The following is a 22,193-nucleotide window of genomic DNA, read 5'->3' as shown; positions in this document are numbered from 1 at the left end:
CTGAAGGCTGGTCCAGGCTCGCGGGTGGAAGTCCCGTCCGGGTGGACACCGGAGTGCCCGGTAGCAGGCCCCGGTTCGTCGTGGAGACGCGGCGGGCTGAGCGGGGCGTCGAATGCCTCTTTGGAGGGAGCAAGCACGCGGGCCGTAGCATCAAGCGAACCTTGCAGCCTCGTCAAACCGACAGCGGAGAAGCCGAGCCCGTCATGCCGCGGCGAAGGCCATGTCCTGGGGGCCCTGTTCCGGGGGCAGCCTCCGGGGTTCTCCCGGGGTACGGAGGGCGGCACGTGTGCATAGTCTGGGCCGGAACAGGAGAGCCCCGTCTGACCACGCCTGACGTCGGGCACGAGACCGGACGTATAAGCCGATGGTGAAGTCGTCCGGAGGGCAGCGGGAGTCCGAGCGGGGCGTAGTACCGCTGATCGGCGTGCAACATAACGCGCCGGGAGGGAAGGGCCCGCACTTTGATCACGTCCGTGGCGGGGGTAAGCGCGAGGGCATGACCGGGGAGACCCGGTCCAACCACCCCGACGGGCACTGCACCGTCGTAGTGGACGGGCATGCGTCCGTCTCGAAAGTGCGAAAACTCCAACGCGGACTATGGGCTGCGGCCAAGCAGCCTCCGGAGCGGTGTTTTCACGCCCTGTATGACCGTATCCACAGAGGTGACGTGCTGTGGGAGGCGTGGGAACGTGTCCGGGCCAATAGGGGAAGTGCCGGGGTGGATCGGGTCACCTTGGCGTTTGTGGAGAACGAGTATGGGGTCCGCCGGATGCTCGGCGAACTTCAGCGTGATCTCCGCTCAGGTATGTATCGTCCTGCGCCGGCCAGGCGTGTAGATATGCCGAAACCGCAGGGTGGCAAACGGCCGCTGGGTATTCCGACGGTGCGCGACAGGGTTGCTCAGCAGGCGGCGAAGATTGTGCTGGAGCCTGTTTTCGAGGCGGGGTTTCTCCCGTGTTCGTACGGTTTCCGGCCGAAGCGGTCGGCGACGCAGGCGATGGAACGGCTTCGTGTCGGCTTCGCTAAGGGCAGCTGCTTTGTCGTGGAGTTCGATATCCGTAACTTCTTCGGTGGATTCAGGCTCAGAGAGGGCCGGGGAGGACTCGACTTCCTCGGCTGCCACTTCAGAGCCCGCTTTTCGGGCCGGTCGTGGGAGAAGTACGACACAGTCCGCTTCTACCTGCATCGCCGGCCCTCGCAAGCGGCGATGAAGCGACTCCGGGACAAGGTCCGTGTGCGGACCGACCGCCGCCGGTCTGGAATGGATATTCGCGATGTGATCGCGGAGCTGAATCCGATCCTGCGCGGCTGGGGAAACTACTTCCGAACCGGGAATGCCGCCAGGAAGTTCCGCCAAGTTGACAACCATGTAGTGTGGCGACTTCGCCGATTGATGCTTGAGAAGCGGGGGCGTAACTTGCGTGGTGGGCAACAAAATGCGTGGACGGAAGAGTGGTTCGTGGGGCACGGCCTGTACTGCCTGCGTGGCACCATCCGCTACCCGAAGACTGCGTAACCATGCCAAGAAGATCATCGGTAAGCCGTGTGCGGGAAAACCGCACGCACGGATTGAAAGGGGAATGGGGAAACGGGCTCGAAAGAGCACCGCGCCCCTGACTACCAATGGCACGACCACGGCGCATCGTCCTTGTCCGGCACGGGGAGTCAACGGGCAATGTTGATGACACCGTCTACGAGCGTGAGCCCGACCACGCGCTGGCCCTGACGGAGCGGGGCTGTAGGCAGGCCGAGGAGACGGGAAAGCGCTTGCGCGAGGTGTTCGGCCGCGAGCGCGTGAGCGTGTACGTCTCCCCGTACCGCCGCACGCACGAGACACTGCGGGCCTTCCACCTGGACCCCGGGCTCATGCGGGTGCGCGAGGAGCCCAGGCTGCGTGAGCAGGATTGGGGGAACTGGCAGGACCGCGACGACGTGCGCCTCCAGAAGTCCTACCGGGACGCCTACGGCCACTTCTTCTACCGCTTCGCCCAGGGCGAGTCCGGCGCGGACGTGTACGACCGCGTCGGCGGCTTCCTGGAGAGCCTGTTCCGCAGCTTCGAGGCACCCGACCACCCCCCGAACGTGCTGCTCGTGACCCACGGCCTGGCGATGCGGCTCTTCTGCATGCGGTGGTTCCACTGGACGGTCGCCGAATTCGAATCCCTGTCCAATCCGGGGAACGCGGAGATGCGCATGCTCGTTCTCCGCGGCGACGGCCGATACGAGCTTGACCGGCCGTTCGAACGCTGGCGTGAGCCGGAACCGTACGGAATCACCGGATAGAGTGGCAGAGCGATGACCGCTGACCCCTCCCCCGCAGGGCGCCTGGACCGCGCCCTCGCCAGCCTGCGCGGACTCGCGGTGGGGGACGCGCTGGGCTCGCAGTTCTTCGTGCCGGCGAACCATCCGCTGCTGAAGCGCCGCGAACTGCCGGCCGGTCCCTGGCAGTGGACGGACGACACCGAGATGGCCTGCTCCGTCGTCACCGTGCTGACCGCGCACCACCGCGTCGACCAGGACGCCCTGGCCCGTTCCTTCGCGGAGCGCCACGACTTCGACCGGGGCTACGGCCCTGCGGTCAACCGCCTGCTGCGCCTGGTCCGCGAGGGCGGCGACTGGCGTGAGCTGTCGGCCGCGCTCTTCAACGGCCAGGGGTCCTGGGGCAACGGCGCCGCGATGCGTATCGCCCCCCTGGGTGCCTGGTACGCGGACGATCCCGAGCAGGCCACCCACCAGGCCGAGATCTCGGCCTACCCCACGCATCAGCACCGGGAGGCCGTCGTCGGGGCCATGGCCGTCGCCGCGGCCGCCGCTCTCGCCGCCGCACCGAGCGGCCCGCCCCGCCCGGAGGCCCTGCTCGGCGACGTCATCGCCCTGGTCCCGAAGAGCGCGGTCGGCGCGGGGCTGCGCCGCGCCCGGGACATGCTCGACTACGCCGACGCGGCCACCGTGGCGGCCGTACTGGGCTGTGGGCGGCGTACGACGGCCCACGACACCGTGCCCTTCGCGCTGTGGTCCGCCGCGCGGGCCCTCGGCGACTACGAACAGGCTTTCTGGACCACCGCCCAGGTCGGCGGCGACGTGGACACGACGTGCGCGATCGTGGGCGGAGTGATCGGCTCCGGCAAGGCCGGTGCGGTGCCGGGCCCGTGGCTGGAGCGGACCGAGGCCCTGCCGGACTGGGTCCCTGCGGCTGCCTAGGACGGGCCCTGTCGCCGCCTGGGCGGGATGACCGGGATAACTTTCTGTGCCTTCCGGGAACTCTGCGTGACGGTTCGGCCGTTGTGGAGGCAGCGGGGTGCCCGCTGGGGTCGCGGCTGTGGGCTCGCGACTGTCGGGGGGCGGATGTGGAGGTGCGGGTGTGGAGGTGCGGGGCTCCTGGTGCGGGGCGGTCGTGGCGGTCGTGGCGAGGGGCTCGGGGGTGAGTGAACGCCCGCGTTCACTCATGTGTTCTTCGTGCGGCCGGTTCTCCCGTCGTGGCCGTGCGGTGTGCCCGAGTCCCTGTCATCCCCGCTTCACTCGTTCGTTGGAGACGCGCAGACGGTTGCCTCGCGCTGCAGGGCCGCATCCGCACGGTCGGCCGCCCCCGTCGACGTGGCGCCGTGCTCGAACGCGCAATCCTGGACACCGCGTTGGAGCAGTTGAGTACGGTCGGCTGCAAGGGCCTGACCATGGAGGGCGTCGCGGCAGGCGCGCAGACCAGCAAGGCTGCCGCCCACCGCCGCTGGCCGTCCAAGGAAGACCTCGTCGTTGACGCCCTGCGCGTGACTGCCCCACTTCGAGGAGGCTCCGTGCCGGGGAAGCGTGCGCGAAGATCTGCTCGAACTGGCCCGGCAGGCGCGTGACGCGACGTTCTCGCGGCCCGGCCTCGCGCTGCGGGCGGTGATTCACGAATGCGACGGAACTGAGGCCGAGCGGTTCCACGCGGCGATCTTCGAGGGGGTCGTGGAGCCGACGATCAGACTGCTGCGTGAATTCATCATGCCGGGAGTTGAGCGGGGTGAGCCGCATAAGGAGGCCGCTGGCGACTACGTCGTCGACGCTGTCCCGGCCATGAGGATGTACCGGTCGAAGATGTGCGCGAGTGAATGGAACGACCAGGATCTGGAGGAGATGATCGACCAGCTCATCCTCCCGCTGCCGCGTCCTGCGGGCGGCTGAGTCCTCGCCGCGCCGACTCCGGTCCCGATTCGGTGAACCGGGGTGTCGGAGCGGCTTCCGGGCGGCGTACGCTAAGGGCGCCATGCCGTACGAACCACCTACCCACACCGTCGAGCGCTCCCTCAGGGCCACGACCGGAGCGAAGATCATCGCCGGGGTCGACGAGGTCGGTCGTGGCGCCTGGGCCGGTCCCGTCACCGTCTGCGCGGCGGTCACCGGGCTGCGCCGGCCCCCCGACGGGCTCACCGACTCCAAGCTGCTCACCGTCAAGCGGCGGAACGAACTCGCCGAGACGCTGCGCACCTGGGTCACGTCCTTCGCACTCGGTCACGCCTCCCCCGAGGAGATCGACGCGAGGGGGATGACGGCGGCGCTGCGCCTCGCCGCGGTGCGTGCGCTGGAAGGGCTGCCGATCCGTCCCGACGCCGTGATCCTCGACGGGAAGCACGACTACCTCGGATCGCCCTGGCGGGTCCGTACGGTCATCAAGGGCGACCAGTCCTGTGTGGCGGTCGCGGCGGCCTCGGTGATCGCCAAGGTTCAGCGCGACAAAATGATGGCCGAACTGGGTGCCGACCATGCAGACTTCGCTTTTGCGGACAACGCCGGGTACCCGTCGCCCGTGCACCAGGCCGCGCTGGCGGATCGGGGCCCCACCCCGTACCACCGGTTGTCGTGGGCGTATCTTGATGCGCTGCCCCAGTGGCGGCACCTCAAGAAGGTCCGCAGCTGGGCGGAAGGAAACGTTCCGGAGATCGAGGGACAGCTCGGCTTCGACTTCTGACGACTCCGCGCGCGCTCGCGTGCCACCCGCCGACGCAAGTCGCACCAGTGTTTGATAAAAATCAGCTCATGCCTCTCATTCCCGAGGAGCCTCAGATTCACGAGAGTGCCCAGGGTCCCCGCGCCACGCCGGCCGCCGGCCGTACCGCGCCGACCCCTCGTCCTGTACCCGGCCCCCGCCCCGCGGCCCCACCGCGTCCGGGCCGCCCCGGGCCCCTGCGTCCCACGCCGCCGGTGCAACGTACGGCGCGCGACGTGGCGGCGCCCAAGCCGGGACCGTCGGCCCCCGCTTCCCCCGCTGCCCCGGCCGCGGCGACCCCTCAGATCCAGGTGATCCCGGCCTCGCCCGAGGGAGCGCTCGACGCCGCCGAAGGCGCCGTCGACCTGCTCCTCGACTCCGGTCGAGCCCCGGGCGAGGTGCTGGTGGTCACCGTCGGCGAACGGCATCCGTGGGCCACCCACGAGCTGTCCTTCGGCGAAGCCTCCTACTGGGCCCAGCACGACGCGGGAGACGATGTCTTCTACGCCGGTGCGGGCGAGATGGGCCGGGCCGGCTCGCGTCCCGTGGTGGTCGTGGCCCTCAACGGCGGTACCGACGCCGTCGCTGCCGCGACGCTGCCCACGGCTCTCGGCCTGGCCGGTGCCCTGCTGATCGCCTGCGGCGATCCGGAGCGGATCAACTCGGCGCTGGGCGCGGCGGTCTGACCCCGTTCGGGCTCGCCCGGAGGTGGTGCCCGGAGGCGACTCCGGGGACCCGGGGGAGAAGTGCCCGGGGGCCGGCGGCCACGCCGGTCATACCTCGGGGCATGACGTCACGGCGTCAGTACGGCGGGATGTCAGGCGCGCGCACGGCGGGGAGCCGTGGTTTCGCTGGACGCGGCCCCGTCACGTGCGAGGCCGCGCCCCCGGCGTCCGCTCCGTACCGAAGGTGCGCGGCGGAGACGGGCGTCCCGTCCGGGGCGGGGCCGACCGCGAGCCCTGCTGCGGCGGTGGCCGCGGACGGGATTCAGGCTCGTTCGCCGGGTGCGCGTGGTGCCGCGTCGCCGCGCGGTGACTCCTCGCCGGACAGTTCGCCGCCCGGTGTTGCCGCCGTGCCTCGACCCGCTCGCGTCCACCCGGTCGTGCCGCCGTGCCGCGGCAGGGCGGCGTCGGTGGCATCACGCCGCACCGCGAGCCGGTCGGCGCGGGACCGGGCGCGACGTCGCCGGTTCCGTCCTCAGCGCGCCGCCGCTCGGCGGAGTACCTCCGAGGCCGAGCCACCGGTACGCGGCGCCGGGAACGGCGACTCGGACAGGGCGAACGGCTCGGGCGTCGAGTCGACGTGGGGGCGGCGGCCACCGCGGCCCTCGCCGAGCACCTGCCAACCGTCGTGCGTCAGCGTGATGTACGCCCCGCAGCGCAGGCCGTGCAGCGTGCAGGCGTCACGCAGCCCCCACATCCAGGCGCCGTCCTCCTCCGTCCAACGGGCGTCGCCGTCACGGCAGTAGAGAAGCACCGCGGTCCTGACCGGTGTGCGACGGCGCAGGTCGTGCGGGATGACGCGGCGCAGCTGCGAAAGGAGCGCGTTGCGGAACATCCACCCGTCGGCCGGGGCCGGGCGACGGACGAACGACGCGCTCGCCCGCAACCGCTCGTCCGCGTCCAGGACGGCCACGATCGCGGTCGCCGGTCTCGGACGGTGCCGAGAGTGCAGACCGCTCACGACCTCACGCGGATTGCGCAGCAGAGGGATGCCCGCGGCGGCCCACTCCGCGGGTTCGAGCGTGCGGGCCAAGGAGTTGGCGGAAGCGGCGGGCAGGTCGGCTGACGTCGACGTGGATGCCGCGGAGGACGGAGCGAATCCGAAGGTCACGGTCCTCCCTTCGGCTACGCGCCCACACTGCGGGCGGGGTCGGATTCGGGGGAGCGCGCACCGCAGCAGAGCCCTACCGGATCACGGACGGGCCGTGCGGGGAGCGGACTTCAATTCTTCCTGGCGAACCTGGTTGCGGCAACGAGCAATTGGGGTCACCGACCGAAATCTGGTGGTGCGAGTGTTATATCCCTACCCGTAGCTCGACCTGGCGACGCATGGGGCGCCGTGTACGACGGGAGTACCGCGAGTCGGCGCAGGTCCCACCTCTTCGCGCGGGCGGTCGGCGCAGTGCCGAGGGTCCGGCACGCCGGGGCGCGCGACGAAGCCCGCCGCTGCCGCGACCAGCGGCGTCAGCGGGCGCCGGTGCCGGTCACGGGCGGCGATGTCGGTAACGCGCGCGTGGTACAGCGGCGGCGGCCCCGGGCAGCGGGGGCGCGCGGCCTGGATCGCTCGGTGCCGGCCGGTGCGAGTGGCTGATTGTCAGTGGCATCGGGTTGCATGGAGACATGAACGACCTGGAACTGCGCACGGAAGCCGATGCCGTCCTCGCCGAGCTCGTGGGCGCCCCGCAGGGAGCGGCGCGGCTGCGGGAGGATCAGTGGCAGGCGGTGGACGCGCTGGTCAGGGAGCGACGGCGTGCCCTGGTGGTGCAGCGGACGGGCTGGGGCAAGTCGGCCGTGTACTTCGTGGCCACCGCGCTGCTGCGCAGGCGCGGCGCCGGTCCGACGGTGATCGTCTCGCCGCTGCTGGCGCTGATGCGCAACCAGGTCGAGTCCGCCGCGCGGGCCGGCATCAGGGCGCGCACGATCAACTCGGCCAACCCGGAGGAGTGGGACACCATCCACGGGGAGATCGAGCGCGGCGAGACCGACGTGCTCCTCGTGAGCCCCGAACGGCTGAACTCCGTCGACTTCCGCGATCAGATGCTGCCCAAGCTCGCGGCCACCACCGGCCTGCTGGTCGTGGACGAGGCGCACTGCATCTCCGACTGGGGCCACGACTTCCGCCCCGACTACCGCAGGCTGCGGGCCATGCTCGCCGAGCTCTCTCCCGGCGTACCCGTGCTGGCCACGACGGCGACGGCCAACGCGCGCGTGACCGCGGACGTGGCCGAGCAACTGGGCACCGGGGCGGGCGAGGCCCTGGTGCTGCGCGGGCCGCTGGAGCGGGAGAGCCTGCGGCTCGGGGTGGTCCGCCTCCCGGACGCCGCGCACCGGCTGGCCTGGCTCGCCGAGCATCTGGACGAGCTGCCGGGGTCCGGGATCGTGTACACGCTGACGGTGGCCGCGGCCGAGGAGGCCACGGCGTTCCTCCGCCAGCGGGGCTTCGCGGTGGCTTCCTACACGGGCCGCACGGAGAACGCCGACCGCCTCCAGGCCGAGAACGACCTGCTCGGCAACCGGGTCAAGGCGCTGATCGCGACGTCCGCGCTGGGCATGGGCTTCGACAAGCCCGACCTGGGCTTCGTGGTGCACCTCGGGTCGCCGTCCTCGCCGATCGCCTACTACCAGCAGGTCGGCCGTGCGGGACGAGGCGTCGCCCACGCCGACGTCCTGCTCCTGCCGGGGCAGGAGGACGAGGCGATCTGGCGCTACTTCGCCGATACGGCCTTCCCGCCCGAGGCGCAGGTACGCCAGACCCTCGCGACCCTGTCCGAGGCCGGACGCCCGTTGTCGGTACCGGCCCTGGAGGCGTCGGTCGAACTCCGGCGCAGCCGTCTGGAGACGATGCTGAAGGTGCTGGACGTCGACGGCGCGGTCAAGCGCGTGAAGGGCGGCTGGACGTCGACGGGAGCGCACTGGGCCTACGACGCCGAGCGCTACGCACGCGTGGCACGCCAGCGGGCGGCCGAGCAACAGGCCATGCGCGAGTACGTCAGCACCTCACAGTGCCGGATGGAGTTCCTGCGTCGGCAGCTGGACGACGAAGGCGCGGCTCCGTGCGGCCGCTGTGACGTCTGCGCGGGTGCCTGGGCCGACGCGTCCGTGTCGGCCGAGACGCTGACCGGAGCGACGAAGGAACTGGACCGGCCGGGCATCGAGGTCGAGCCGCGCCGGATGTGGCCGACGGGCATGCCCGCGCTGGGCGTCGACCTCAAGGGCAGGATCCCGGCCGACGAGCAGTGCTCCACCGGACGCGCCCTGGGGCGGCTCTCCGACATCGGCTGGGGCAACCGGCTGCGCCCCTTGCTGGCGGAGAACGCGCCGGACGGTCCCGTCCCCGACGACGTACTGCGAGCCGCGGTGTCGGTCCTCGCCGACTGGGCGCGTTCCCCGGGAGGCTGGGCGCCGGAGGTCGCCGACGCCGCCCCCCGGCCGGTCGGAGTCGTCGCCGTGCCGTCCCTGGCCCGCCCGCAGTTGGTGGATTCGCTCGCGCGGGGGATCGCCACCGTAGGCCGGCTGCCGTTCCTGGGCACCCTGGCCTACACGGGAGAGGGCGGCGCGCACGCGGCGCGACGCAGCAATTCGGCTCAGCGCCTGAAGGCACTGTCCGACGCCTTCGCGGTGTCGGAGGAGCTGGCCGTTGCTCTGGCCGGGGCGCCAGGACCCGTGCTGCTGGTGGACGACTCCACCGACACCGGCTGGACCCTGGCGGTCGCCGCCCGGATGCTGCGGAGGGCGGGCAGCGGGAAGGTGCTGCCGCTCGTCCTGGCCGCGGCGGGCTGACCGGCGGGCTGACCGGCCCGTCGGCCCGGCTCGCGGTGGGGCGAGCACGGGTGCGGCTGTGTGCACCGAGCACCGAGCACCGAGCACTGTTGTCGTGTCCCTGGTCGGGGTTATCCACAGGCCAAAGCGGAGTTTTGGATTCCGCGAGATCGTCGACGCATGACGAACCACAGCGAAGCGACCGGAACCCCCGAGGACGACGACGCCATGACCGCGGCCGGGCAGCCCTCCGTCCCCCGTACGGCGAGCCCGAACAGTGCGCCACACGACCACGAGGCGCGGGGTGGGCCCCGGTCACCGGGCGGAACCGACGGCAGCCCGGTACCGGTCCAGCACGTGGACCGGTACGGGTGCTCGACCTACGAGGGCCACGGCCCGGAGCACCAGGTCACCCTGCGCACGCCTGCCGAGCTGGCGGACGCCCTGCCCTACCTGCTCGGGTACCGCCCCGAGGACAGCATCGTGCTCGTCGCCCTGCACGACGTGGCGGGACGCGGAAGGTTCGGCGGCCGGGCGCGACTCGGCATCCCCGCGAGTGCCGAGGACTGGAACTTCGCGGCCCAGCAACTCGCCCAGGGCCTCGTCACGGGCAGCGAGCGCAGGGGAGGCAAGCCCGAGCAGTTGGTCGCCTTCCTCTGTCACGAACCGGCGGAGGGCGAATCGGGCCAACAGGTCATGGAACGGCTGCGACCCCTCGCGCAGAAGCTGCGCATCGCGTGCGGCGACATGGACGTTCCGGTGATCGAGGCCCTGTGCATCTCGGACGGCCGCTTCTGGTCCTACTGCTGCGACAGGGCCGAGTGCTGCCCGCCGGACGGACGGCCCATGGGCCTGCCCGGTACGTCCGTCCTGGCGGCGGCCGCCGCCTACGCCGGAGTGCAGGTGCGCGGCTCACTGCGGGAGCTGCGGGCCCGCCTGATGCCGCTGGAGACCTCCACCGTCGTGGGCCAGCGAGTCGCCCTGGACAACGCGGGCGTGGCCCTCGTCCCCCGGATCCTCGACGACGCCTCACGGGCCGGTGTGGGGAAGGAGACACTGGAACTGGCCGAGCGGATGCTGCGCCGGTTCGCCGCGGCACCGCCCGTGGCCGCGATCTGCACCTCGGACCTGCGCGACGACGGCCTGCTCGACCAGGAGGAGGCCGCGAGGCTGATTCTGGGACTGCAGGACCGCTCCGTCCGTGACCGCGTGGCCGAGTGGATGGAGGGCGACGAGGCCGCACCGGCCCTGCGTCTGTGGCGAGCGCTGGCCCGGCGCTGCGTCCACCCGTACACCGAGCACGCCGCTGCGCCGCTCACGCTCGCGGGCTGGGTCGCGTGGTCCGCCGGCGACGGCCTGGAGGCCCGCGAAGCGCTCGCCATGGCCCTGGGCGCCGACAGCGAGTACCTGTTCGCCCGGCTGCTGCACCAGGCATGCAATGAGGGCCTTGACCCCGAGTCGATCCGCCGCTGTCTGCGCAGGGAACGCTCGGGCCGCGTGCTGACCGGCGAGAGCGGTATCGGCACACCCGGGCCGGACATGCCCGCCGTGGAGCCCGGCGGCCGGGAAGCCGCACACGGCTGCGGGAGGCCCGGTGAGCCGGAGCACCGGGCCTTCGACGTGACACCGGCTGCGACGAGTACGCCGGGAGGGGCAGCGGCCGACGGTGGTGCTGTCCGTCCGGGCGGGGACGGCGACCTGCCCCGGAGCAAGCCGGGTCCGGCGAGGGCCGCCGGCCGCAGGAGCGGCACGAAGATTCCGCGCCCGCGGGTACCGGCCGGGGTCCGCCCGCATGGACAGCGATCGAGCGGGGTGCCTTCACGCACCGCGAAGGGCACGACAACACGCGGGCCCGGCAAGGGAGGAACCACCCGTCGGAATGGGGCGCAGCGGGATGGCGCGCGTTCCGGGGACGCCGGTACCGGTCCCGGTGCCGAGGGGGATGCGTGAGACCTCGCGCCGGTGCCGAGTCACACCCCACTGCGCCCTCCGCGCCGGAGGAGGGAGCGCGTGCCGCCCCACGTCAATCTCCACGGAGGTGAACGGCTTTGCCCGGTCCGCACCCGTGACCCTGCCGGAACGGGGGGCAGTTGGACGACCGGAGTCGGGACGTGAGCTGCCGCTACCGTCAACGTGCCTGCACGCCGTGCCGAGTCGACCGGAGCGGCAGGGCGACTGGGCGACTGGGCGACTGGGAGGAAGGGATGCCGGGTACAACCCGTTCGAGCACCGCAGTGGCGCGTCGCCGGAGGTGTACCCCTCCCGCATCCGGCGACCTGCCGCACCCCGGCGAGGGCGGCGGCTGACGGCGCGACGGGACGCGTGACCTGCGGCGACGGTCCGCAGCGGGCAAGATCGCGACGAGCGGGAGTGGATTTCGAGCCGAAATGGATCAGTCCTCGATGAGCCCGGCGAAGGGAGTGTTTATCGTCAGGCAGACGACTATGATCGCGGCATGCCCTACGACCCGTCAGCTTTCCCGCCCTTTGCCGTCACCGTGGACCTGGTCGTGCTGACCGTGCGTCGTCACGCCTTGTGCGCGCTGGCGGTGCGCAGGGGTGAAGCGCCCTTCCAGGGGCGGTGGGCGCTGCCCGGCGGCTTCGTGCGGGCGGACGAGGATCTGGCGCAGGCGGCGGCACGGGAGTTGGCCGAGGAGACCGGGTTGCGGGCCCATGAACCCGCCGCCCCGGTACAGGACAACGGCGCTCACCTGGAGCAGCTCGCCACCTACGGCGACCCCGAACGGGACCCGCGGATGCGGGTGGTCAGCGTCGCCCACCTGGCGCTCGCGCCCGACCTGCCCGCGCCCAGGGCCGGGGGCGACGCCAGCAACGCTCGCTGGGCGCCGGTCGAGGAGCTGCTGCAGCGGGGCGGCCACGCCCGGGACGGCGAGCCGGTCGCGCCGCTGGCGTTCGACCATGCGCAGATCCTGGCCGACGGGGTGGAGCGGGCCCGTTCGAAGATCGAGTACTCGTCGTTGGCCACGGCGTTCTGCCCGAGCGAGTTCACGGTCGGTGAGCTGCGCCGGGTCTACGAGGCGGTGTGGGGCGTGGCGCTCGACCCGCGCAACTTCCACCGCAAGGTGACCGGCACGCCCGGCTTCCTGGTGCCCACGGGCGGTACCACCACACGTCAGGGCGGTCGCCCCGCTCAGCTCTTCCGGGCCGGCGGGGCGACCCTGCTCAACCCGCCGATGCTGCGACCCGAAGTCTGACGCGACGCGTCACGCGCGGCTTCGGTGATCCGCGGATCCACAGCTGTACCCGCCCACCTGTCCCCTGCCCCTCGCCTGCCCCCATCCGTCTGCTCCATCTGCCCCTGATCCGCCGCCAGAGACCTCTCCGTGAATCCGACCGCTCCGGCGTGCGGAGGGGGCAACGGGCCTAGCCCTACCGGAAAAAACGGACATAGCGCGCTATCTTGCTGCGGGTGATCCAGGCCATCGGACTGACCAGCGAACCCCGCAAGGAACTTCCTCCCACCGTCGACGACGTCTCCTTCGAGGCGCGCGCGGGCCGCGTCACCGCGCTGCTCGGGGCGTCCGGGACGGGCAAGACCACCGCCCTCCGACTCATGCTCGAACTCCAACGGGGCCGTGGCGTCACCTACTTCAGGGGCCGTCAGCTGCATCGCCTCGCACACCCCTCGCGCGAGGTGGGCGTGCTCCTGGGGGACGTCCCCGGCCACCCCTCGCGCACGGTACGCGGCCATCTGCGGATGCTGTGCGCCGCCGCCGGGGTCCCGGCCCGGCGCGCCGACGAGGTCCTGGAGGTGGTGGGCCTGGTGAGTCTGCGCGAGGAACGGCTCGGCACCCTCTCGCGAGGTATGGACCGACGCCTCGGCCTGGCCTGCGCGCTCCTCGCGGACCCGCACACGCTCGTGCTCGACGAACCCGCGACCTCCCTCTCGTCGCGCGAGAGCCGTTGGCTGCACGGCATGCTGCGCGCCCACGCCGCCCAGGGCGGCACCGTCCTGCTGACCACCGCCGACGCCAAGGAGGCCGCCCGCACTGCCGACCAGGTCGTCACCCTGGACCGGGGCCGGGTCGTCGCCGACCAGGACGCGGCCGAGTTCGCCCGCACCCGGCTGCGCCCCCGCGTCGCCGTCCGCAGCCCCCACGCCTCGCGTCTGGCCGCGCTGCTCGGCAAGGAGGCGCGGGCCGGGCACCGTTCCGTCGAGGTCGTGCGCGAGAGCGGCAACCGGCTCTCCGTGTACGGCAGTACCTGTGCCGACATCGGCGAGACAGCGCACCGCCACGGCATCCTCGTACATCAACTCGCGGACGAATCAGGGGACATGGGGCCGCGCTCCGGGGCGGACCAGGACGCGGACGAGTCGCGGGGCGGTGCGGTGTCGCGGCGGCCGGACGCCAAGGCCACCGCGACCGCTTCCCGTGACCTCGCGGTCGCGCGCGGGCAGGCCGGCGGTGCCTCGGCGGGCGGTGCCTCCGGCGAGCGGGACGAGCGTCCGGCGCGGTTCAGCGCCCAGAAGACGGCCGCGCGCACACCGCAGGCACGCTCTGGCGACCGCCCCACGGCGGACGTGTCCCCGTCCGAGCCGTCGGACGACCCGGCCGCCCGGTCCGCCACCCCGCCCTCCACGGCCGAGTCTTCCCCCCCGTCCGTCACCCCGCCCTCCACCGAACTGTCCGTCACCCCGCCCTCCACCGAGTCCCCCGCCGAACTGTCCGCCGACCCCTCCAACGAGTTGTCGGACCAGCCGTCGGGCGAGTCCTCGGACGGGCAGGCGCCGCGGTCGGCGGGTTCACGGGTGCCGGTCCCCGCCGCCGACGCGCTCCCCGATCTCCCGCCCCCGATCGCCGTCCGCCCCGCTCCCGGCCCCCTGCGCCCCCTGCGCTACGAACTGCGTCGCGCCACAGGCGTCAGTACCGGATTCGTCACATGCGGAATCGTGCTTCTGGTGTCCGCCGTCACCGCCGTACTGCTGGCGCGTCTCGGACACACCCCGCAGCCGCGCCTGATGGCCGCGTGGCCGCGGGAACTGCCGCTGCCGCCCGCCGCGATCGGCGCGGGGCTGCTCGGTGCGATCACCTTCGGCGACGAGTTCCGCCACCCCGCGCTGGCGGCCGACCGCGGCACCGTGCCGCGACGGCTGGGGCTGCTGGTCGCGAAGCTCCTCGTCACGACGGTCACCGCGGTCGCGCTCGCCGTGCTGACACTCGGCTGCGACATCGAGGTGCTCTACCTCGTCTACGGACGGGAGCTCGCCGAAGTTCCCTCCGACTGGCTCGCCCTGGGGGCGAGTTGGATCGGGCTCGTGGTCGGCTGCGGCTGGGCCGGAGTCCTCGCCGCGGGACTCTTCCGTTCGACCACGGCCGGGCTGGCCGCCGTGGTCTCCGTACCGGTGGTCGTCGTCCCCCTCGTACAGAAGCTCGTCGACGGACCGTCCGTGCGCACCGCGGCCGGGTTTCCGCTGCGGCTGCGGGAGCTGCTTCTGTCGCAGTGGCCCTTCGGAGGAGAGCGTTATGTGGAGGCGGTCGCGCGCGTCGTGGCCCAACCCGTGGGCGGCGCTCTGACGTTGTCGCTCACCGCTCTGCTCAGCGCCTATCTGCTGACGACGATGCGCAGCAGGGTCCGATGACGACCGAATCTGGCGTTGCTGGACCCGTCCTGCGCGCAACTCCCCAGGGAAAGCCCATTTCTTTCCGATAAGGCGTCAATTGCGACGGGGTGAGCGATCACCCTTTCGTGTGCTTTTCACCAAAGACCTCAAGGGAGTTGGAGAGGGCGCCGACAAAGGACTCGTGAGTACCCTTGCGCACACCATGATGACCGCCGCCCGCGCCGACTCCGGACTCGTCGGACCGGGCGAACTCGACCGCTACCCCTACGCCGAGGCGCCCGTCGCCGGCCGCGTCGGAGCCCACGCCTGGGAGAGTGCGGACCCCGAACTCGGGCGTGTCGGCCGCCGCACCGCGGGCAGCCGCGGGCGCGGGCTGCACGGCCAACTCGTTCAGCAGCTCGGCCAGATGATCGTCTCCGGCGACCTGGGCGCCGACCGCCCGCTCGTGCCCGAGGAGATCGGCCAGCGCTTCGAGGTCTCCCGCACCGTCGTCCGTGAGTCGTTGCGCGTGCTGGAGGCGAAGGGCCTGGTCAGTGCCCGTCCGAACGTCGGCACGCGCGTGCGCCCCGTCAGCGACTGGAACCTCCTGGACCCGGACATCATCGAGTGGCGGGCGTTCGGGCCGCAGCGCGACGACCAGCGCCGCGAGCTGAGCGAGCTGCGCTGGACGATCGAGCCGCTCGCCGCCCGCCTCGCCGCCGGGCACGGCCGTGACGACATTCAGCAGCGGCTCGCCGACATGGTCGAGATCATGGGCCACGCCATGGCACAGGGTGACGTCCTCACGTTCTCCCGCGCCGACACCGAGTTCCACGCCCTGCTCATCCAGGTGGCGGGCAACCGCATGCTGGAGCACCTCTCGGGCATCGTCTCGGCCGCCCTCCACGTCTCCGGCGGCCCGGTGACCGGGTGTGACCGGCCGAACGACGCCTCGCTCGCGCTGCACGGCCGGATCGTCGACGGCCTCGCCGCCGGTGACGGCGCCGCCGCCGAGACGGCCATGCGGCAGCTGCTCACGATCCACCCCGAGGTCGAGCGCGTGGTGCCCGCGCCCCGCGAGCACTGACCGCGCCCCCGGGTGACGCGTCCGCGCGGTGCCTCCCCCTCCTGGGCATCCCTCGGCGCGCACCCTCCCCGTCGGACCCGCAGGATCCAGCAGGGATCCTGCGGGTCCGACGGTGCTACGGGGCGGACATGCGGTGCGTCAGGGCATTGCGGCCGTGCTGCGGGGTAGGGGTACTTACAGGACGGCGGACGGGCGCATAGGCGCCGTACCGTGCCGGGAGCACCACGAGGGGCCACCTCTTGTGTCCATATCTGAACGCTTTTGATCGATTACGGGATGTGACTCGGGCCACGCAGATTGGGCGTAACGCTCGGCGAAACAGCGCGATGACCTAAGAGGTGACAGCCGCGGAGGGAATACGGACGCCGTTCAAGGCGCTGTGCATCTCCCCGGCCCCTGCCCGCACCGTCGGCCCCATCCCCACGGCCGGTGGTCGGCTCCTGTCCTCACCGGACGGGGCCGGAAGCCGTTTTCCAACGTTCCGAGAGGTTGTTCGTGTCGGCCAGCACATCCCGTACGCTCCCGCCGGAGATCGCCGAGTCCGTCTCTGTCATGGCTCTCATCGAGCGGGGAAAGGCTGAGGGGCAGATCGCCGGCGACGATGTGCGTCGGGCCTTCGAAGCTGACCAGATTCCGGCCACTCAGTGGAAGAACGTACTGCGCAGCCTCAACCAGATCCTCGAGGAAGAGGGTGTGACGCTGATGGTCAGTGCCGCGGAGCCCAAGCGCACCCGAAAGAGCGTCGCAGCGAAGAGTCCGGCCAAGCGGACGGCCACCAAGACGGTCGCGGCGAAGACGGTGACCGCCAAGAAGGCGACCGCCACCGCCACGCCCGCGGCGCCCGTCGTCGCCGAACCGGTCGTCGAGGACGAGACGCCCGCCAAGAAGGCCGCCGTCGCCAAGAAGACGACGGCCAAGAAGGCGGTGGCCAAGAAGGCCACGGCCGCGAAGAAGACGGCCGCGAAGAAGACCGCGGGCAAGAAGGACGACGCCGAGGCCGTCGAGGACGAGGTCCTCGAGGACGCCAAGCCCGGCGACGAGCCCGAGGGCACCGAGAACGCCGGATTCGTGCTCTCCGACGAGGACGAGGACGACGCGCCCGCCCAGCAGGTCGCCGCCGCCGGTGCCACGGCCGACCCGGTCAAGGACTACCTCAAGCAGATCGGCAAGGTCCCCCTGCTCAACGCCGAGCAGGAGGTCGAGCTCGCCAAGCGCATCGAGGCGGGTCTGTTCGCCGAGGACAAGCTGGCCAACGCCGACAAGCTCGCGCCCAAGCTCAAGCGCGAGCTGGAGATCATCGCCGAGGACGGCCGCCGCGCCAAGAACCACCTGCTGGAGGCCAACCTCCGCCTCGTGGTCTCCCTGGCCAAGCGCTACACCGGCCGCGGCATGCTCTTCCTGGACCTCATCCAGGAGGGCAACCTCGGTCTGATCCGCGCGGTCGAGAAGTTCGACTACACCAAGGGCTACAAGTTCTCCACGTACGCCACCTGGTGGATCCGTCAGGCGATCACCCGCGCCATGGCCGACCAGGCCCGCACCATCCGCATCCCGGTGCACATGGTCGAGGTCATCAACAAGCTCGCGCGCGTGCAGCGCCAGATGCTCCAGGACCTGGGCCGCGAGCCCACCCCGGAGGAGCTGGCCAAGGAACTCGACATGACCCCGGAGAAGGTCATCGAGGTCCAGAAGTACGGCCGTGAGCCCATCTCCCTGCACACTCCGCTGGGCGAGGACGGCGACAGCGAGTTCGGTGACCTCATCGAGGACTCCGAGGCCGTCGTCCCCGCCGACGCCGTCAGCTTCACGCTCCTGCAGGAGCAGCTGCACTCCGTCCTGGACACCCTGTCCGAGCGCGAGGCCGGCGTCGTCTCCATGCGTTTCGGTCTCACCGACGGTCAGCCGAAGACCCTCGACGAGATCGGCAAGGTCTACGGCGTCACGCGTGAGCGCATCCGCCAGATCGAGTCCAAGACCATGTCGAAGCTGCGCCACCCGTCGCGGTCCCAGGTGCTGCGCGACTACCTCGACTGAGCCGCACCACCACGACAGACCAGGCCCGGCCCCCTCCCAGGGGGCCGGGCCTGGGTGCTGTGCCGCGCGGGTGCGGGGGGCGGCGGGCTGGATCACTCTGGGTCTTCCATGACCACCCGAGAGTGAGGAGCGTCATGCGTCGTCCCTTTGCCCGTGCCCTGGCCCGGCCGCTGGTCCTGGCGGCCGCGGTGGCCGCCATACCCCTGGTCTCGGCCGTCCCCGCGGCGGCCGACAGCGTCGTCGTCGGCGGTTTCCCCGTCGACGTGTCGAAGAGTCCCTGGACCGTGGCGCTGTCCACTCGTGACCGGTTCGGGGGTACGCGGGCCGGTCAGTTCTGCGTCGGTGTGGCGGTCGGCCGCACCACGGTGCTCACCGCGGCCCACTGCCTGAGCACGGAGGTTCTGGGCACGCCGGTGGGCCGGGTGAGCGACCTCAGCGTGATCTCCGGCCGTACGGACCTGCTGTCGGACCGGGGGGAGGAGATCCCCGTACGGGACACCTGGGTGAACCCGGCCTACGACAGCGCCACCAACGCGGGGGACTTCGCCGTGCTCTCCCTCGACCGGCCCCTGCCCGCCTCGGCGGTCATCGGGATGGCCGACGCCGGGGACGCCGCCTACGAGGCGGGCACACGGGCGCTGGTCTACGGCTGGGGGGACGCCACGGGCGCCGGGGACTATCCGCGCGGGCTGCGGGCCGCCCGCGTGCAGGTGCTGCCGGACACGCGGTGCGAGCAGGCGTATCCGGGGAGCGGGGAGGGCACGTACCTGGCCGGCAGCATGGTCTGCGCCGGGGCGCCCGAAGGAGGCCGGGACGCCTGTCAGGGGGACAGCGGAGGGCCCCTGGTCGCCCGGGGGAAGCTGATCGGGCTCGTGTCCTGGGGGAACGGCTGCGGGCGGGCGGGCAGCCCCGGCGTCTACACACGGGTGTCCGAGGTCGTACGGACCCTGGGGACGGGCGCGTCCGGGGGATAGGCCCGTGCCGGGCGGCCGCCGACGGGGGCGGGCCCGGGAGAGGGAAGAGCGGCGGGCGGCCGACCCTGGGTTTCGGGGTCGGCCGCCCGACTTCCGGCCTGTGCCGGAGCTGGCTCGTCGTAGTGCGAGATTGTCAGCGCTCTTCTTCGGACGCCGTCACGGGAACGGCCGTGAGCCGCTCCGTCTCGTCCTGTATCTCAGCGGCGATCTTCTTGAGTTCCGGCTCGAACTTGCGACCGTGGTGGGCGCAGAAGAGCAGTTCTCCGCCGCTCAGCAGGACGACGCGCACGTACGCCTGGGCGCCGCAACGGTCGCAGCGGTCAGCGGCCGTCAGCGGGCTCGCGGGGGTCAGAACAGTAGTCACGTCGCCTCTTCTCTAGCTCGACGAGCTGTCGTACCAGGGTCAACATCCAACCAGCCCCAAAACGTTCCCGCTCGCGGCTTCTCCCAGAGAGAAATTTTTTCCCCGGGCCGGGTGGCTGCTGCCGGTGTGGCGGCGAATGTGCCGTATCGCGTGTCTGTCGTGCTTACGGTTTCGCGCTGTCGGTCATAGGTCGGTCCCTCCGGCTGGGTTGCCGGTTGTTCTTGAGGACGTGCCCGGAGCCTAAATGGTTCATGCCCCGAAGGGAACGTGATATGTGCTTCACTCCGACGAGGGATCGAACGTTCATACGACTCTGGACTAGTCTGCGTGCAGACGAGGGTGGCGTGACAACGGCTCTACCAGGGCTCGGTACCCTCTGAGCAGCGACCGACGCCGTGCCCTTACCCACAAGGGTGCCCACTGAAATTCAGCGAGGAGCGAACCGCGTGACCGCCGAGACGTCCGTGCCGTCCACAGCGCTGCTGGCAGGAGCAGACCGGGACGGTTCCAACTACACCGCGCGGCACCTGCTCGTCCTCGAAGGGCTAGAGGCCGTACGCAAGCGACCGGGCATGTACATCGGCTCGACCGACAGCCGCGGTCTGATGCACTGCCTGTGGGAGATCATCGACAACTCCGTCGACGAGGCCCTGGGGGGCTACTGCGACCACATCGAGGTGATCCTCCACGACGACGGCTCCGTCGAGGTGCGCGACAACGGCCGGGGCATCCCGGTCGACGTCGAGCCCAAGACCGGCCTGTCCGGCGTCGAGGTCGTCATGACCAAGCTGCACGCCGGCGGCAAGTTCGGCGGCGGCTCCTACGCCGCCTCCGGCGGTCTGCACGGCGTGGGCGCCTCCGTGGTGAACGCCCTGTCCGCGCGGCTCGACGTCGAGGTCGACCGGGGCGGCAGCACCCACGCCATCAGCTTCCGGCGCGGTGTCCCCGGCGCCTTCACCGGCGACGGGGCGGACGCGAAGTTCGAGGCCCGCAGCGGACTGCGCAAGGGCAAGAAGATCCCCAAGAGCCGCGAAGGCACGCGCGTGCGGTACTGGGCCGACCGCCAGATCTTCCTCAAGGAAGCCAAGCTGTCGCTGGCCACGCTGCACCAGCGCGCCCGCCAGACCGCGTTCCTCGTCCCCGGCCTGACCCTGGTGGTCCGCGACGAGTACGGCCTCGGCGAGGGCGGCAGCAAGGGCGAGGAATCCTTCCGCTTCGACGGCGGGATCAGCGAGTTCTGCGAGTACCTGGCCACCGACAGGCCCGTCTGCGACGTCCTGCGCTTCACCGGCCAGGGCACCTTCCGCGAGACGGTCCCCGTCCTGGACGAGCACGGCCAGATGACGCCCACCCAGGTCACCAGGGAACTGGGCGTCGACGTCGCCATGCGCTGGGGCACCGGCTACGACACGACCCTGAAGTCGTTCGTGAACATCATCGCCACCCCCAAGGGCGGCACCCACGTCGCCGGCTTCGAGACGGCCGTCACGGCCACCGTGAACGAGGTGCTGCGCACGAAGAAGATGCTGCGCGTCGCCGAGGACGACGTCGTCAAGGACGACGCCCTGGAGGGCCTGACCGCGGTCGTCACGGTCCGGCTCGCCGAACCGCAGTTCGAGGGCCAGACCAAGGAGGTCCTCGGCACCTCGGCGGCCCGCCGCATCGTGAACACGGTGATCGCCAAGGAGCTCAAGGCGTTCCTGACGTCCGCCAAGCGTGACGCCGCCGCACAGGCGCGCGTGGTGCTCGAAAAGGCCGTCGCGGCCGCCCGCACCCGCATCGCGGCCCGGCAGCACAAGGACGCGCAGCGCCGCAAGACGGCCCTGGAGTCCTCGTCGCTGCCCGCCAAGCTCGCCGACTGCCGCAGCGACGACGTCGACCGCAGCGAGCTGTTCATCGTCGAGGGCGACTCCGCGCTCGGCACCGCCAAGCTCGCCCGGAACTCCGAGTTCCAGGCCCTGCTGCCGATCCGCGGCAAGATCCTCAACGTCCAGAAGTCGTCCGTGACCGACATGCTCAAGAACGCCGAGTGCGGTGCGATCATCCAGGTCATAGGAGCGGGCTCCGGACGCACCTTCGACATCGACGCCGCCCGCTACGGCAAGATCATCATGATGACCGACGCCGACGTCGACGGCTCCCACATCCGCACGCTGCTGCTCACGCTGTTCCAGCGCTACATGCGGCCGATGATCGAGGCGGGCCGGGTGTTCGCGGCCGTGCCCCCGCTGCACCGGATCGAGCTGGTCCAGCCCAAGAAGGGGCAGGACAAGTACGTGTACACGTACTCGGACCGGGAGCTGCGCGACAAGCTCATGGACTTCCAGAACAAGGGCGTCCGGTACAAGGACTCCATCCAGCGCTACAAGGGCCTCGGCGAGATGGACGCCGACCAGCTGGCGGAGACCACCATGGACCCGCGCCACCGCACGCTGCGGCGCATCAGCCTCACCGACCTGGAGGCCGCCGAGCGGGTCTTCGACCTGCTCATGGGCAATGACGTGGCACCGCGCAAGGAGTTCATCTCCAGCTCCGCGGCGACCCTGGACCGCTCGCGCATCGACGCCTAGGGCGTGCTGCGCCGCCCCGCGGGGCCCGAGGCCGGGAGGTACCGGCTCCGGGCCCCGCGCGCGTCTCCGGCGGCCCGCCGACGGCGCTCGCCGTACCGCCCGCGTCGCTCGGCCCGGCGCGCGTCCCCGGCGGCGCTCGCGCGCGGGCGCCTGAGGGG

At 71.4% G+C, this 22,193-nt stretch carries 15 protein-coding genes and 1 pseudogene; 14 read left to right on the top strand and 2 right to left on the bottom strand.

The features are described from left to right. Positions 1-742: 742 nt before the first annotated feature. From SZN_RS03920 to SZN_RS03895, 6 genes and pseudogenes are all read left to right on the top strand, one after another. Positions 743-1,516: a group II intron maturase-specific domain-containing protein gene (locus tag SZN_RS03920; RefSeq protein ID WP_208865754.1), complete on the top strand. Its 774-nt coding sequence runs from the start codon at positions 743-745 to the stop codon at positions 1,514-1,516. A 107-nt stretch (positions 1,517-1,623) separates the two neighbouring features. Beyond that, positions 1,624-2,283 (top strand): histidine phosphatase family protein, encoded by a 660-nt coding sequence (locus SZN_RS03915; RefSeq protein WP_043727964.1) that lies wholly within the window; start codon positions 1,624-1,626, stop codon positions 2,281-2,283. A 12-nt stretch (positions 2,284-2,295) separates the two neighbouring features. Continuing rightward, a complete protein-coding gene (locus SZN_RS03910) occupies positions 2,296-3,201 on the top strand; it encodes an ADP-ribosylglycohydrolase family protein (RefSeq protein WP_007491599.1) in 906 nt (301 codons plus the stop codon). Between the two features lie 300 nt (positions 3,202-3,501). After that, a pseudogene (locus SZN_RS03905) lies at positions 3,502-4,161 on the top strand (TetR/AcrR family transcriptional regulator). Between the two features lie 82 nt (positions 4,162-4,243). Further along, entirely contained in the window at positions 4,244-4,945 is a 702-nt protein-coding gene (locus tag SZN_RS03900; protein WP_007491594.1) for a ribonuclease HII, read from the top strand. A gap of 68 nt (positions 4,946-5,013) precedes the next feature. After that, positions 5,014-5,649 (top strand): hypothetical protein, encoded by a 636-nt coding sequence (locus tag SZN_RS03895; RefSeq protein ID WP_078508428.1) that lies wholly within the window; start codon positions 5,014-5,016, stop codon positions 5,647-5,649. A gap of 511 nt (positions 5,650-6,160) precedes the next feature. Here the strand turns inward: SZN_RS03895 and SZN_RS03890 are convergent. Beyond that, positions 6,161-6,796 (bottom strand): hypothetical protein, encoded by a 636-nt coding sequence (locus SZN_RS03890; protein ID WP_007491592.1) that lies wholly within the window; start codon positions 6,794-6,796, stop codon positions 6,161-6,163. Between the two features lie 509 nt (positions 6,797-7,305). On the opposite strand from SZN_RS03890, the gene SZN_RS03885 reads away from it, so the two are divergent. The 7 genes from SZN_RS03885 (at position 7,306) to SZN_RS03855 (ending at position 19,101) form a co-directional block, all read left to right on the top strand. Beyond that, positions 7,306-9,465: a RecQ family ATP-dependent DNA helicase gene (locus SZN_RS03885; RefSeq protein ID WP_007491591.1), complete on the top strand. Its 2,160-nt coding sequence runs from the start codon at positions 7,306-7,308 to the stop codon at positions 9,463-9,465. A 159-nt stretch (positions 9,466-9,624) separates the two neighbouring features. Beyond that, the gene (locus SZN_RS03880) at positions 9,625-11,394 is read left to right on the top strand and encodes a DUF4192 domain-containing protein (protein ID WP_007491590.1); all 1,770 of its coding nucleotides are present in this window, start codon (positions 9,625-9,627) and stop codon (positions 11,392-11,394) included. Between the two features lie 505 nt (positions 11,395-11,899). Beyond that, complete coding sequence (locus tag SZN_RS03875) at positions 11,900-12,658, top strand: NUDIX hydrolase (protein WP_007491589.1); 759 nt, start codon at positions 11,900-11,902, stop codon at positions 12,656-12,658. Between the two features lie 215 nt (positions 12,659-12,873). Further along, positions 12,874-15,045: an ABC transporter ATP-binding protein gene (locus SZN_RS03870; protein ID WP_043728026.1), complete on the top strand. Its 2,172-nt coding sequence runs from the start codon at positions 12,874-12,876 to the stop codon at positions 15,043-15,045. Between the two features lie 163 nt (positions 15,046-15,208). Further along, entirely contained in the window at positions 15,209-16,093 is an 885-nt protein-coding gene (locus tag SZN_RS03865; RefSeq protein ID WP_078508427.1) for a FadR/GntR family transcriptional regulator, read from the top strand. A 495-nt stretch (positions 16,094-16,588) separates the two neighbouring features. Next, positions 16,589-18,127 carry an RNA polymerase sigma factor gene (locus tag SZN_RS03860; protein WP_007491585.1) on the top strand — a complete coding sequence of 513 codons (1,539 nt, stop codon included), beginning with the start codon at positions 16,589-16,591 and terminating at the stop codon, positions 18,125-18,127. Between the two features lie 134 nt (positions 18,128-18,261). After that, complete coding sequence (locus SZN_RS03855) at positions 18,262-19,101, top strand: S1 family peptidase (RefSeq protein WP_007491583.1); 840 nt, start codon at positions 18,262-18,264, stop codon at positions 19,099-19,101. Positions 19,102-19,234: 133 nt separating this feature from the next. On the opposite strand, the gene SZN_RS03850 is transcribed toward SZN_RS03855, so the two are convergent. Beyond that, complete coding sequence (locus tag SZN_RS03850) at positions 19,235-19,465, bottom strand: DUF7455 domain-containing protein (protein ID WP_007491582.1); 231 nt, start codon at positions 19,463-19,465, stop codon at positions 19,235-19,237. A gap of 446 nt (positions 19,466-19,911) precedes the next feature. Here SZN_RS03850 and SZN_RS03845 point away from each other — a divergent pair, with 446 nt between their 5' ends. Then, positions 19,912-22,035 (top strand): DNA gyrase/topoisomerase IV subunit B, encoded by a 2,124-nt coding sequence (locus tag SZN_RS03845; protein ID WP_007491581.1) that lies wholly within the window; start codon positions 19,912-19,914, stop codon positions 22,033-22,035. Positions 22,036-22,193: the final 158 nt, after the last annotated feature.

The sequence above is a fragment of the Streptomyces zinciresistens K42 genome (genome assembly GCF_000225525.1).
Taxonomy (GTDB): domain Bacteria; phylum Actinomycetota; class Actinomycetes; order Streptomycetales; family Streptomycetaceae; genus Streptomyces; species Streptomyces zinciresistens.
This window is presented reverse-complemented; position numbering and strand designations above follow the sequence as displayed.

Bases quoted from the DNA above. Each gene is read 5' to 3' on its own strand.
- SZN_RS03855 (WP_007491583.1), top strand. From the start codon at position 18,262: ATGCGTCGTCCCTTTGCCCGTGCCCTGGCCCGGCCGCTGGTCCTGGCG.
- SZN_RS03915 (WP_043727964.1), top strand. From the start codon at position 1,624: ATGGCACGACCACGGCGCATCGTCCTTGTCCGGCACGGGGAGTCAACG.
- SZN_RS03875 (WP_007491589.1), top strand. From the start codon at position 11,900: ATGCCCTACGACCCGTCAGCTTTCCCGCCCTTTGCCGTCACCGTGGAC.
- SZN_RS03885 (WP_007491591.1), top strand. From the start codon at position 7,306: ATGAACGACCTGGAACTGCGCACGGAAGCCGATGCCGTCCTCGCCGAG.
- SZN_RS03900 (WP_007491594.1), top strand. From the start codon at position 4,244: ATGCCGTACGAACCACCTACCCACACCGTCGAGCGCTCCCTCAGGGCC.
- SZN_RS03880 (WP_007491590.1), top strand. From the start codon at position 9,625: ATGACGAACCACAGCGAAGCGACCGGAACCCCCGAGGACGACGACGCC.
- SZN_RS03910 (WP_007491599.1), top strand. From the start codon at position 2,296: ATGACCGCTGACCCCTCCCCCGCAGGGCGCCTGGACCGCGCCCTCGCC.
- SZN_RS03895 (WP_078508428.1), top strand. From the start codon at position 5,014: ATGCCTCTCATTCCCGAGGAGCCTCAGATTCACGAGAGTGCCCAGGGT.